Raw genomic sequence first — 12938 nt, forward strand, 5'->3', positions numbered from 1 at the left:
CGGTCTACTGCCGCCAGTCCGCCGGAACGGAGCGGCGAACGACCTTTTCGATGGCTCGCAACGCTTGCGGACGAGGGAAGCCAGGGCGGCTGGCGAGGCGGATGCTGCGCGTGGACCCTTGAAGCAGCGGGCGAAGCTCGACGGCGCGGCTGGAAAAGCCGGTTGCTGCTAGTGCGGGGATCAGCGTGGTGCCGTAGCCCGCTGCTACGAGGTTGACGAGGGTTTCAAGCGTCGCGGCCTGCATGGCGGATTGGATCCCGGCTTTTGCTCCGCAGGCGGCGAGAGACTGATTCACGAGGCAGTGGCCATCAGCCATGACGAGTAAATCTGGGGCGAGGTCTTCTTCGTTCACTGTCTTCTCAGAGACGAGCCTGTGGTCCTGCGGCAGGACGGCCATGAGCGGCTCGGCAAAGAGGGCGACCTCGGATATTTCGTGCGTGCCCAGCGATGATGCGACCAGTGCTGCGTCCAGCCTGTGGCTGCGCAAGCCGTCGACAAGCAGGCGGGTCTGATCTTCCCAAAGCTCGATCGCGAGTCCGGGGTAGGCCTTCTTCAACGGGCCAAGAATAAGCGGCAGCAGGTAGGGCGCGAGCGTCGGGATCACTCCCAGCCTCAGCGCGCCAACCAGCGGGTCGCGGGCGGCGCGGGCGACGGACTCGATCTGCCCGGCCTCTGCGAGGGCACGCTGCGCATGCTCGAGTATCTGGCGGCCAACCGGCGTAACGTCAACGCGCTTATTGGTGCGCTCGAGCAGCGTCACGCCAAGCTCGTCTTCGAGCTTGCGGATCTGGCTGCTCAGGGTCGGCTGGCTTACGTTGCACGACTCCGCCGCCCGCCCAAAATGGCGAAACTCGACGACAGCCGCGAAATACCTGAGTTCCTGTAAGTTCATCGATCAGTCCCCGCACTCCGCACTTATATCTGCTTCCATTCATCATAGCCCTACTCAATCGTCACGGTAGAAACAATCGATTTTGCAAATGGCAGGTGGAGGGGCTAAGGTTGTCAGCGTAGGTTGCCAAGGAATTTGTACGACTCGTAGAATTCGCGGATCGCTGAAAATTTGGCGAGCCATTTTTCAGATGCAGTGACTCAAACAATCGCGGTCGTGTCCTCAAGGAGCGGCGGCATCGACAGCAAAGAAGCAAAGCAGCGAAACAAAGGAGAGAACCTTGTCAGACGAAGCAAAATGCCCGTTCCCCCACGGCGGCAGCACCCATACCCATACCGTGAACCATCACTGGTGGCCGAATCAGCTGAATGTCAATATCCTTCATCAGCACTCTGCGAAGTCTGATCCTATGGGCGAGGAGTTCGATTACGCCAAGGAGTTCCAGAGTCTCGATTACGAAGCGCTCAAGAAGGATCTGACCGCGCTCATGACCGACTCGCAGGACTGGTGGCCCGCTGACTTCGGCCACTATGGGCCGCTGTTCATTCGCATGGCCTGGCACAGCGCCGGCACGTACCGCATCTATGACGGTCGCGGCGGCGGGGGACGTGGGCAGCAGCGCTTCGCCCCACTCAATAGCTGGCCGGACAATGTGAATCTCGACCGCGCACGGCGTCTTCTCTGGCCCATCAAGCAGAAGTACGGCAAGAAGATTTCCTGGGCTGATCTGCTGATTCTCACCGGTAACGTAGCTCTCGAATCCATGGGCTTCAAGACCTTTGGCTTTGCCGGTGGCCGCGCGGACGTGTGGGAGCCGGACCTCGATGTGAACTGGGGTGCGGAAACTACCTGGATGGGCACCGACAAGCGTTACTCCGGTGAACGCGATCTGGCGAAGCCGCTCGGTGCTACGACGATGGGCCTCATTTACGTGAATCCCGAGGGCCCCGAAGGCGTGCCTGATCCAGTGGCTGCTGCCCGCGATATTCGCGAGACATTCAGCCGCATGGCCATGAACGACGAGGAAACAGTCGCCCTGATCGCCGGTGGTCACACCTTCGGCAAGACGCACGGCGCTGCTCACCCCCCAACTCACGTTGGCAAAGAGCCGGAAGGTTCGGCGATCGAAGATCAGGGCCTGGGCTGGAGCAGCACCTACGCTTCAGGCGCTGCGGGCGACGCCATCACCAGCGGTCTCGAAGTGACCTGGACCACCAAGCCCACGCAGTGGACCAACGACTATTTCGACCACCTCTTCAAGTACGAATGGGAGCTCACGAAGAGCCCCGGCGGCGCCCATCAGTGGAAGCCTAAGGGCACGGAGGGTGAGGGCACCGTTCCGGACGCGCACAACCCATCCAAGCATCACGCGCCCGGCATGCTCACCACGGATCTTTCCATGATCAAAGACCCGGCTTACGAGAAGATCTCGCGCCGCTTCTATGAGCATCCGGAAGAGTTCGCGGACGCCTTCGCTCGTGCCTGGTTCAAGCTCACGCACCGAGATATGGGCCCGCGCGCCCGTTATCTCGGACCGGAAGTTCCGGAAGAAGTGCTGCTATGGCAAGACCCTGTTCCTCCCGTCGATCATGTTCCCGTCGATGACCTGGACGTGGCTGCGCTCAAGGAGAAGGTGCTCGCTTCCGGCCTGACCGTCTCTGAGCTCGTCTCTACCGCATGGGCCGCAGCCGCCAGCTTCCGCGGTTCGGACAAGCGCGGCGGCGTCAACGGCGCGCGCATTCGTCTCGCTCCGCAAAAGGACTGGGCGGTCAACGAGCCAGAGAAGCTGCAGAAGGTGCTCTCGAAGCTCGAAGCTATCCAGGCCGAGTTCAACGGCGCACAGAGCGGCGGCAAGAAGCTTTCCCTCGCCGACCTGATCGTGATCGCGGGCAACGCCGGCGTCGAGCAGGCTGCCCGCAACGCCGGGGTCAACGTCACGGTACCCTTTGCGCCGGGCCGTACCGACGCCTCGCAGGAGCAGACCGACGTTGAGTCGTTCAAGGTCTTGGAACTCACGTCGGATCCGTTCCGCTCCTATCGCAACGGCAGCACTACTCCTGCTGAAGTCACTCTGCTGGACAAGGCGCAGTTGCTTCAGCTCACCGCGCCTGAGCTGACCGTGCTGGTTGGCGGTTTGCGTGTGCTCAAGATCAACCACGGCGGTACCAACTTCGGCGTTTTCACCGGCAAGCCGGAAGCGCTCACCAACGATTTCTTCATCAACCTGCTCGACATGAAGACGGCCTGGAAGGCCACCTCGGCGGATGAGCATGAGTTCGAAGGTCGCGACCGCAAGACCGGCGAGGTCAAGTGGACTGCGACTCGCGCCGATCTGGTCTTCGGCTCGAACTCACAGCTTCGCGCTCTGGCCGAGGTCTACGGCACCGTGGATGCGCATACAAAGTTCGTCAACGACTTTGTGGGCGTATGGAACAAGGTGATGGAGCTCGACCGGTACGACCTGAAGAAGTAAGTGATCTGTTCACCAACCATGCAGCCTCTGCGCGAAACGGTTATGCCGGGACGTGCAGGGGCTGCTCTACGTTACAAGCAACTTATCGAAAAATAACTTGCGCCTGAATATCCGCGCTGTGCTACCGTATTCGCGGCGAAGCGCTCTCACTCCCTCCTGTTCTCAGCAGCGTTCCGCTTGAGCTTCGCTCGACGGGAGTCTCCATGTCCAATCAAGTTATCAACTACGACGGTAGTATCACCGCCAGTCCGCAGCAGCTTGTCTATCCGCAGTCGGTCGATGAGATTCAGGCTATCTTGCGCGATACGGCCACGTATCCCTCGCCGGTACGCGCGATGGGAAGTTATCACTCGCTCACGCCGTGCGCTTCGTCCGATGGCACAATGATCGGTATGTCAAAGATGGCCAATATCCTTGCCATCGATGTGACGGCGATGACCATGACTGCGCAGGCCGGTGTGCAGATCATTCAGGCTTCGCAGGCTCTTCGCGCGCAGAATCTGCAGATGCATCTAAACATCGAGATCGGCAACATGACGCTGGGATCGGCTGCCTGTTGCCATAGCAAGGACGGTCTCGACGGCATCGAGTGGGGTCAAGTGAGTTCGTATGTCGTAGGCATGAAGTGGGTGACGCCTGCAGGCGATCTTGCCGAAGCTACGGCTGCCGACAATCCCGACCTGATGCAGTTGATGCGATCAAGCTATGGACTCATGGGCGTGATCTACGAGGTCACCATGAGCATCAAGCCTATCGAGGTCATTCATCTCACCTATCTGCCTCGCCCTGCGGCTGAACTCACCGAAGACGAAGTGACGAACATCCTCAACACGTCAGAGGGCCTGGTGGCGTGGACGGTGAATCGCACGGTGATCTTTCAGCAGCGGCACCAGGTCAAGGAGCCAAGCATTTTCGCCAGCCTTCAGGCGGCGATCCGGCACCGGCTATGGAACTTCACCGGCGCGCATATCGGGCAATTCATCGATCGATATTTTTCGGACAACACGCTGCGTAATGCGCTGGAGCAGGGAAGCGCCGATGTGGCGCAGCTGCTGTATGAAACGCTGCATCTGCTCGGCGGCATTACCATCTTTGCTCCCGATAAGACCATCAACTATGAAGAGACTCCGGCCAATGCGAAGTATGCCTTTACCTTCTGGACATTTACTCGTGGCCAGTGGCTAACGACGCTACAAGCCTATCTTGATTTCGCCGACCAGTACTTCGCATCGACAGGCTTTCGCTGCAATATGCCACTCGGCGCGTATCGCGTGCGGCAGGATACAAATTCGCTGCTCTCCTATAGTTGGGATGGCGACATGTTTTCGATCGATCCGATCCACGCACCGACGGACATTGCAGCATGGCATGCGTTCCTTGCGGCCTTCAATGACTTTGCTGCGGCACACAATGGGATCCCGCTGCTGAACCAGAGCCCGCTGGTGACGCAGGCACACTGCGAGGCTGGGTTTGGCGCGCGATGGAAACAGTTCTCCGATGCGGTGCGCGCGGCTGATCCCGCGGGACGATTGCTGAATCCCTACTTTGCGAATCTGCTTTCCCCTGCTTAATTCTTCATCTTTGGAGCAGCGAAAAGGCAGAGCATGAGCTCTGCCTTTTCTTGTGTCCTCTCTGACGTTATTGCACGAACAGACTAAGGCATCGGCACAGTAGTCTTGCCTGATTTCAATGCTGTTGTCTTGCCTTTCCAGACAAACTCCCCAGTCAGGCCGGGAGGCAATTCTAGCTCCGCGTGGCCGCCTTCATACTTCACCTTGATGAGCCCTTTGTCGTGCGGGACAGAGGCTTCGAGGTGCGTGAGATCGCCGATATGTGGAGCGATGCGGACAGTCTTGAACCCAGGACTACCCGGCGCGATACCAGCGACAAGCGTGAGCAGGTCGTAGGTGGGATGCGCAGTCCATGCGTGCGAGTCGGAGCGGGTATCGCCGGGCTGCTCGGGCCAGGTGGTAAAGCCCATTTTCAAGAAGCCGTGCCAGTCGCCCAGCGTCTTGAGGTAGTCGTCGGCCATGCCTGCATGGTCGAGCGCGCGGGCCAGGTAGTAGCGGAAGTAGAAGCTGGCCCCAATGAGCTTGGTTTCCGAAGGCTGTCCGAGCTGCTTCGCTTCGACCTTCTTCATCAGCGCAGGCCAATCCTTTTTCGGCGCGACATCGTAGAGCACGGCAAGCATGTTGGTATGCTCGCTCCACATGTCCTTTTGCGCGTCGTCAGCGAAGAGGCCCTTGCCACTGTCCCAGCATTGCGCGATGACGCCTTTCTTGGCGCGTTCGAGGCGCGGCGTGTACATCGCAACGTACTCGGGCGAGCCGAGCGCCTTCTCCATCTCGATCGCGTCTTCGAGAGCGCCAATGTACTGCATGGTCGTGAGGCAGCTCTCGTTGTTCTTGTCGTAGGAGGGAACCGGGTGCGTGGTCTCGGTCTCGATCCAGTCGATGAAGCTCCACCAGGGCAACCGGCCAAGCACGCCATCGTCATGCTGATAGCTGGCATACCAGCTGAGTACGGTGCGGGTGCCGGGCAGGATCGATTGAACGAATTTCGTATCGGGCCGGTACATGTAGTTATCGTGCAGCATGCCTATCCAGAGCAGCGAGAAGGTGGGGATGTACTGCGGCAGCGCGGAGGGGTAACGGCTGGCAGTAATGCCGTCCGGAATGCGTGAGTCATCCAGCGCGGTAATGGCCTGGCGCGGCAGCAGGTCTGTGCCCGTCATGGCGTAGGTGATCATGGCCTGCAGACGCGTGTCGCCCGCGTACTGCAGCTGCTCGTAGTAGGGCGTATCCATGTATGTTTCGTGCGCATCGAGCTGCGCGGTGTGCCAGCCAATGGCCCAGATCTTGTCGAGCTCCGGGTCGCTTGCATTGAAGGTCGCGGTGGGCTTGAAGGGGTAGGCGGTGTAGTGCGCTTCCAGGCCGTCGAGGGTCAGCGGCTGATCACCGGTTTCAATGTCGAGATCGAGATAGCGCCACGTGCGCCACCACAGCGGCTCGAAGAAGCGATGCTGGCCGCCGTCGGCGTAGAACTCGTCCGAAATACCGTGGGCCTGGCGGTTGCCGACCTCGTTGCGATTGCCCTTGTGCAGCTTTTCGTCGTAGAGAGCTTCCGCGTAGACCATCGTGACGTGTGCGCCGTTGCCGCCGGAAAAGGTGAGCTTGGGGTAGGCGGTCGTCAGCTCGGAGCGGTCGAGCATGATGTGTTCATGCTTGTGAGCGGCGATTGTGACGGGCTGTTCAGGGAAGGTTTTCGCTTCGTCAATGGAGGCTCGGACGACGTGGCCGGCAGGTTCAGCTTCATAGGCCATGCGCGGCAGCAGGTCTGGTACAAGCGCCCACTGCTCATCCGCCTGAACGCCGCGCGGAGCGGCTATGCCGGCGTTGGGAAAGACGTTCTCGCGCAGGGCTGCGGCGGCGTGGAGCCAGCTTCCGCCGGTCTCGGCATTGAGCCAGTTCCAGTCGAAGTCGGCAGCGCGGAGCCGTTCCCCAGGGCCCGAGGCGAAGTAGGTGAAAAAGCCTTTAGGATCGCGTGGGAAGACGGTCTGCCCCTTCTCTTCTTCAACCCACCAGCTCGCGTTGGTGTTGGCTGCTTCTTCGGCTGCGGTATCGCCCTCGACGAGAAAAGCGGTACGGTCGCTGAACTGGGCCACCGGCGCGTAGATGCCGAAGTTCCACACCGTTGCAGCGATGGTGTTGGCGCCGGTCTTGAGCATCGGAGCCAGGTCGAAAGTCTCGTAACGCCAGTGCTGTATATCTCCGCGGGCCGGCCCGTCGCCGACGCGCGCGCCATTGACGTAGAGCACGAAGCGGTTGTCGCCGCTGACGTGGACGACGAAGTGCGCGGGGACCGTGGGGATGTCGATCGTCTTCTTGAAGTGCAGTGTGATCGGTTCCTTCAGCGGCGCGGTGGGGTGGCTGATCCACTGGCCTTTCCACTCAGTGCGGGCCGGGAAAGGCGTGACGCCGGAGTGCGCTGTCTGCGCGGCTGCGGCTGCGGTCATGCCTAGCACCAGACACACGGGCAAGAACGACGACTTGAGAACATGAGAGGCGATCCGAAGCAAAGCAGTCTCCAAGGATGGAATTCAAAGGCCGCACCAGTGTACGCGAAAATATATGCCTATTGGATTGGCAGGTTTACGTAAACGAGAATCAGTCAGTGTAATCCAGCCGGGCTGAAGCAATGGGCGCCTATCGGCAACTGGCGTTTTCCGCTCGCGCAAAGGTCAGGAAGGTGATGCTGGCCGGCGGCAGGACGAGGTGACCGGGCTTCACTGGAATGCCGGTCAAAGCCGGCAGGGAATCGTTTGGGCCCAACTCCAGGTCGGCACCGTTCAACTGGACGACTTTTGCAGTGAGCTCCTTCGCCGTGAGAGTGTAGCGCTCCGCGGCCATGGGCAGATCGAGCGTGCGAGGGCCCGTCTTGTCAGTATTGATGGCCAGCACGGCGACGCCGCCGTGGTGAGGGCGGAGGCAGTGTGCGTAGAGCCGCAGGCTTTTCTGGGGCGCGGTTGCAGCGCCGCTTGCCGAGCCGGTTGCTTCGACCAGAACGGTGGTCCCCATCAGTTGCCGCCAGAGCAGCGCTGCCCAGTAATTGGGGCGCGGTTCGTACGTCTTTTCGTCCAGCAGGCCGTAGTCGCTGGCGGCCAGCGTGTTGTGCATGTGGACCTGCACGCCGCGCTGGGCCAGATCGCCGAGTTGATCGAGATAGCGGAAGCTATCAAGGAAGGTGGACGCCCAGCGGTCGCCGCCACAGGCCGTCTGCGCGGTCTCGGTATTCCAGAGCGGCTTGCCTGGCTCAAAGCGATTACGCAGCCCGGCGTAGAACTGTTCAATTGCATCGGATCGCCCAAGCCACTCATCGCTCAGAGCGGCATCGGCCGTGGTGGTTCCGCCTGCGCCCATTTGCCCGCAGCGGCTGGAAACGCCACCGTAGGAGTGATAGGAAAATACATCGAAAACCGGCCCTGTCACGCTGAGGATGGACTCCGTTGAAACCATCTGCATGGATGCGGGCACCAGCCGTGTCCCCTCGCCTACGCCTCCCGGTCCGAGCAGCAGCATCCCCGGAGCGGCCTGCCGAATGTATTTGCGGAAAACGGCTATGTCTTTGCCGAAGGCGGCAGCATCATAGCCCTTTGGCGCGCCACCCATCTGGGCAAAGGTCGGCTCGTTCATGAACTCGGCTGCCGCGATATGCCCGCCCGCCTGTTTGGTAAATGCCAGCACCTTTTCTGCCTCGGCAGACGTCCAGACACCGGCCGCATCGCGTGTCCCCGCACTGGTGGCGAAGGAACTCACCAACTCCGCGTTCGCCGCACGCGAGAAGTCAACCACACCGCGCCATTCCTTGCCCGTCAGCACGCCGTTGAACCCGGAGGGCGGTTTTTCGGGCGCTGCGTCGGCGTCCGGCGCGAAGTAAGTCGTATTCGCCCATGTCCCACTCACTCGCACGTAGGCTGGACCCAGTGCCGCAGCCAGCTTGCGCAGACGCGTATTGGAGAGGTCGATTGGCGGGCGGTACTCATACAGATTCGGGTCCATGCCCGCGGGCTGATTCGCTGTTGATGGCGCAGTCTTGTTCTCGGTCGCGCTCGCGTAGGGCTTCCAGAAGCGGCCGCCTGTCACCTCGACCATCTCGATGTTGTAGGACTGGAAGCGCTCGTCAATCGTACCGGAGCTTCTCATCTTCGCCGGCTCAATCCTGATCGCAGGTGCATCCTGAGACATCGCGGTTCCAGACCCCAGCACCAGCAGACTACCAACAGCAAGCATGCATCGAAGTGAAACCTTCATGGGGGCCCTCCTGCGTTTCTCAGCAGTTCAATCGTTCGCTCTCGATCGCATTCAGATTCGTCCAGCCGCCCGCAGTTCGCGAATCTCTTCGTCGGTAAAGATGCGAGAGCGTATGAGAAAGCGGACCCCTTCCGGGCCTTCGAGCGAAAACATGCCGCCGCGTCCGGGTACAACGTCAAGGATGAGCTGCGTGTGCTTCCAGTACTCGAACTGGCTCTTGCTCATGTAGAAGGGCACGCCGTCGACCTCACCCAGCTGCGTGTCCGAGTCGCCAGTCAGGAACTCCCCGCGGGGATAACACATCGGCGAACTGCCATCGCAGCATCCGCCCGACTGGTGAAACATCAGCTCGCCGTGCAGCGCGCGCAGCTTGCGGATGAGCGCCACTGCGGCATCTGTGGCGAGCACTTGTGATGGAATAGCGACGGCGTTTTCCGTAGGCATGGTGCGTACCACCTCTTGATGCAAAAGCCTAGCACGCGCGAAGTACGATAGGCATATGTCCAGTGTGTCCAGCAGTCAGAGCGTCATCGTCCTCGGATTAGGAATCGCCGGAAGCAGCATCGCCGCCACGCTGGCCGAACGCGGCTATCGCGTAACGGCGATCGAGCAGTTCAGCCCGCTGCATGATCGCGGCTCGTCGCACGGAGACTCGCGCATCTTCCGCCGCGTCCCGCACGAGGGGCCCGTCTATGTTGGAATGGCCACGCAGAGCCTCGAAGGCTGGCTGCGCTGGAACCAGCTCTCCGGCAAGCCGCTCTACGTGGCTACGGGAGGCATCGACGCCGGCCCGTCCGACAGCGCCATGGTGCTCTCCGCCGAAGAACTCTGCCTTGAGTACGAGCAGCCCTTCGAGCTCGTCTCCGGAGCAACCTGGAGCCGCCAGCATCCCACGTTCCGCCTGCCCGCAGACTGGCGCGTTGTCTACCAGGCAGCCAGCGGCGTCGTCTGGCCGGACGCTACGCGAACCTTCCTTCACGCGCAAGCCCGCAGCCACGGAGCACGCCTGCTGCACAACAGCGCCGTGATCGCGATAGAACCAGCGGCGCATAGCGTCACTGTGCACACGGCTGACGAGGCAATCACAGCCGACCAACTCATCGTCTCAGCCGGAAGCTGGCTGCCCAAGCTGCTGCCTAAGCTGCATCTGCCCCTGCGAACGGAGCGCCGCGTCCTCTCCTGGCATCAGCCAGCATCGCCGCTACCCGCCGACACCCCAATCTTCATCTTCGACGCTGACAACGGCTGGTACGGCATGCCAACACCCGACGGCCGCATCAAGATCGGCCACGACAAGCACAAGGCGCAAGCCATCAACCCGGACGAAGCCACCATCGAGCCCACCGCCGAAGACGCCGCCTTTCTCGCCCCATGCATTCGCAACTACTTCAGCGGAGTCGAGCCCGAGCCGGCAGAGATGAAGGCCTGTATCTACACCATTACGCCCGATCACAACTTCCTCTTCGACCGCCATCCGGACCACGCAAACGTGCTGGTCGTCAGCTGCTGCTCCGGCCACGGCTTCAAGTACGCGCCAGTCTACGGCGAAATCGCTGCCGATCTCCTCGCCGATAAGCCGCGCCCCGAACTCGCCGCGTTCAGCCTCAACCGCACCGCAGCCCGCGCCACCCGCTTCCGCTAACAAACGAAAAGCCCCGCGGCGCAATGTTAGGCGCCAGCAGGGCCAAGCGGGGGTAAGTACTACAGTGAATCCAGCTAACCCGCTAACGTGCGGAGCACGCTAACTCGCTAAAAAAAGCCAAGCTTCTTCGGCGAGTAACTCACCAGCATGTTCTTCGTCTGCTGATAGTGGTCGAGCATCATCTTGTGGTTCTCGCGCCCAATGCCGCTCTGCTTGTAACCGCCAAAGGCCGCATGCGCAGGATAAGCATGGTAGCAGTTGGTCCAAACGCGCCCAGCCTGGATGCCGCGCCCAAAGCGGTAGCAGCGGTTCGCGTCGCGGCTCCACACGCCAGCGCCCAGCCCATAGAGCGTGTCATTGGCAATCGCCAGCGCTTCGGCTTCGTCCTTGAACGTGGTCACCGAAACAACCGGCCCAAAGATCTCCTCCTGGAAGATGCGCATCTTGTTATGGCCTTCAAAGACCGTAGGCTTGATGTAATACCCGCCAGCCAGGTCACCCTCCAGCTCATTGCGCGAGCCGCCGGTGAGCACCTTCGCGCCCTCCTGCCTGCCAATATCGAGATAGCTCAGAATCTTCTCCAGTTGCTCGCTCGAAGCCTGCGCGCCAATCATCGTCGAGCTGTCCAGCGGGTTACCCTGCTTGATCGCCTCCACGCGCTTGATCGCCCGCTCCATAAAGCGGTCATAGATGCTCGCCTGCACCAGCGCGCGGCTCGGGCAAGTGCACACTTCGCCCTGGTTCAGCGCGAACATCGCAAAGCCCTCCAGCGCCTTGTCGAAGAAGTCGTCATCCTCGCGCAGCACGTCGTCAAAGAAGATGTTCGGGCTCTTACCGCCCAGCTCCAGCGTCACCGGAATCAGGTTCTGGCTCGCATACTGCATGATCAGGCGGCCCGTCGTCGTCTCGCCCGTAAACGCAATCTTGGCAATCCGCGAAGACGAGGCCAGCGGCTTGCCCGCCTCCAACCCAAAGCCGTTCACAATGTTCAGCACGCCCGCAGGCAGCAGGTCGCCCACCAGCTCCGCCAGCACCAGAATGCTCGCCGGAGTCTGCTCCGCCGGCTTCAGCACCACGCAGTTGCCCGCGGCCAAGGCCGGTGCCAGCTTCCACACCGCCATCAGGATCGGGAAGTTCCACGGAATGATCTGTCCCACCACGCCCAGCGGCTCATGGAAGTGGTACGCGACCGTGTCGTTGTCCAGCTGCGAAATGCCGCCTTCCTGCGCGCGAATCGCCCCCGCAAAATACCGGAAATGGTCGATCGCCAGCGGCAGGTCGGCGGCCATCGTCTCGCGAATCGGCTTGCCGTTGTCCCACGTCTCAGCCTCGGCCAGCATGGCGAGATTGTCTTCCATGCGCTGGGCAATCGCGTTCAGGATGTTGGCGCGCTCCGTGGCGCTGGTCTTGCCCCACGCATCCTTCGCGGCATGCGCAGCGTCGAGCGCGCGCTCCACGTCCGCAGCGTTCGAGCGCGGAATCTCGCAGAAGGCCTTGCCCGTCACCGGCGTGATGTTCTCAAAGTACTGCCCGGAGAGCGGCGTAACCCACTCCCCACCAATGTAGTTGCCATAGCGCGCACGAAAACCGTGGCGGCTGCCACCCAGGATTCCGGGCGATAAAGATGTCAAAGTAGCCATGATTCACCTCAAATGCGGAGATGCGGTGCAGCAAATCCACGCTCATCCCCACAAGCGCCAAATCATACACCCCACCCATCAACGCAGGTCAAACGCGGGTGTTAGGTTGTCCTCGTATGAGAGCAAATCTCCACGTGTACCATGCCGAGCGCAGCGAAGGATCTGCTTTTGTTTTTGATACGGAGGGAGCAGAGGCCTTCAGGCCTCTGATTCGCGCCGTGACCGTGAGCGGGCTTTAGCCCCGGCGGCTCAACTGGGTTATTTGCTAATCTCTTTTCGTGACACTTCCATCAAAACGAGCCGAACCACGTCGTCTCTTCCCGATATTCGTACGAGAAGGTCGAAGCACAAAATATAAGGCAGGATTTATCAACTTCAGAGGTGAAGTTGTTGTCCCTCCCGTCTACGAGGATGCGCAACCGTTCTACAACGGCCTAGCCTCGGTAAAACTCGCTGGGCGTTGGGGAGCGATCAACAGACT

General features: G+C 60.9%; 8 protein-coding genes and 1 pseudogene. 4 read left to right on the plus strand and 5 right to left on the minus strand.

Annotation, left to right across the window (positions count from 1 at the left end):
• Positions 1 to 4: 4 nt before the first annotated feature.
• A complete protein-coding gene (locus tag AC5S27_RS10675) occupies positions 5 to 892 on the minus strand; it encodes a LysR substrate-binding domain-containing protein (protein ID WP_493934553.1) in 888 nt (295 codons plus the stop codon).
• A 280-nt stretch (positions 893 to 1172) separates the two neighbouring features.
• Here AC5S27_RS10675 and katG point away from each other — a divergent pair, with 280 nt between their 5' ends.
• Positions 1173 to 3365, plus strand: coding sequence for a catalase/peroxidase HPI (gene katG, locus AC5S27_RS10680; RefSeq protein ID WP_493934554.1), 2193 nt, complete (start codon positions 1173 to 1175; stop codon positions 3363 to 3365).
• A gap of 203 nt (positions 3366 to 3568) precedes the next feature.
• Complete coding sequence (locus AC5S27_RS10685; protein ID WP_493934555.1) at positions 3569 to 4936, plus strand: FAD-binding protein; 1368 nt, start codon at positions 3569 to 3571, stop codon at positions 4934 to 4936.
• A gap of 83 nt (positions 4937 to 5019) precedes the next feature.
• Here AC5S27_RS10685 and AC5S27_RS10690 read toward each other — a convergent pair whose 3' ends face one another.
• The 3 genes from AC5S27_RS10690 to AC5S27_RS10700 form a co-directional block, all read right to left on the minus strand.
• Entirely contained in the window at positions 5020 to 7380 is a 2361-nt protein-coding gene (locus AC5S27_RS10690) for an alpha-L-rhamnosidase-related protein (RefSeq protein WP_493934556.1), read from the minus strand.
• Between the two features lie 190 nt (positions 7381 to 7570).
• On the minus strand, positions 7571 to 9175 hold the full coding sequence (locus tag AC5S27_RS10695; RefSeq protein ID WP_493934557.1) for a hypothetical protein: 1605 nt from the start codon (positions 9173 to 9175) through the stop codon (positions 7571 to 7573).
• Positions 9176 to 9226: 51 nt separating this feature from the next.
• The gene (locus tag AC5S27_RS10700; protein ID WP_493934558.1) at positions 9227 to 9619 is read right to left on the minus strand and encodes a DUF779 domain-containing protein; all 393 of its coding nucleotides are present in this window, start codon (positions 9617 to 9619) and stop codon (positions 9227 to 9229) included.
• 55 nt (positions 9620 to 9674) lie between these two features.
• Between AC5S27_RS10700 and solA the strand changes: the two genes are divergently transcribed.
• Complete coding sequence (gene solA / locus AC5S27_RS10705) at positions 9675 to 10817, plus strand: N-methyl-L-tryptophan oxidase (RefSeq protein WP_493934559.1); 1143 nt, start codon at positions 9675 to 9677, stop codon at positions 10815 to 10817.
• Positions 10818 to 10924: 107 nt separating this feature from the next.
• Here the strand turns inward: solA and adh are convergent, their stop codons facing one another.
• Positions 10925 to 12457: an aldehyde dehydrogenase gene (gene adh, locus AC5S27_RS10710; protein WP_493934560.1), complete on the minus strand. Its 1533-nt coding sequence runs from the start codon at positions 12455 to 12457 to the stop codon at positions 10925 to 10927.
• Positions 12458 to 12735: 278 nt separating this feature from the next.
• Between adh and AC5S27_RS10715 the strand changes: the two are divergent.
• A pseudogene (locus AC5S27_RS10715) lies at positions 12736 to 12909 on the plus strand (WG repeat-containing protein); the annotation flags it as partial.
• Positions 12910 to 12938: the final 29 nt, after the last annotated feature.

The organism is Acidicapsa borealis (assembly GCF_059115245.1).

Bases quoted from the DNA above. Each gene is read 5' to 3' on its own strand.
- AC5S27_RS10695 (WP_493934557.1), bottom strand. From the start codon at position 9,175: ATGAAGGTTTCACTTCGATGCATGCTTGCTGTTGGTAGTCTGCTGGTG.
- solA (WP_493934559.1), top strand. From the start codon at position 9,675: ATGTCCAGTGTGTCCAGCAGTCAGAGCGTCATCGTCCTCGGATTAGGA.
- adh (WP_493934560.1), bottom strand. From the start codon at position 12,457: ATGGCTACTTTGACATCTTTATCGCCCGGAATCCTGGGTGGCAGCCGC.
- AC5S27_RS10690 (WP_493934556.1), bottom strand. From the start codon at position 7,380: ATGACCGCAGCCGCAGCCGCGCAGACAGCGCACTCCGGCGTCACGCCT.
- AC5S27_RS10685 (WP_493934555.1), top strand. From the start codon at position 3,569: ATGTCCAATCAAGTTATCAACTACGACGGTAGTATCACCGCCAGTCCG.
- AC5S27_RS10700 (WP_493934558.1), bottom strand. From the start codon at position 9,619: ATGCCTACGGAAAACGCCGTCGCTATTCCATCACAAGTGCTCGCCACA.
- AC5S27_RS10675 (WP_493934553.1), bottom strand. From the start codon at position 892: ATGAACTTACAGGAACTCAGGTATTTCGCGGCTGTCGTCGAGTTTCGC.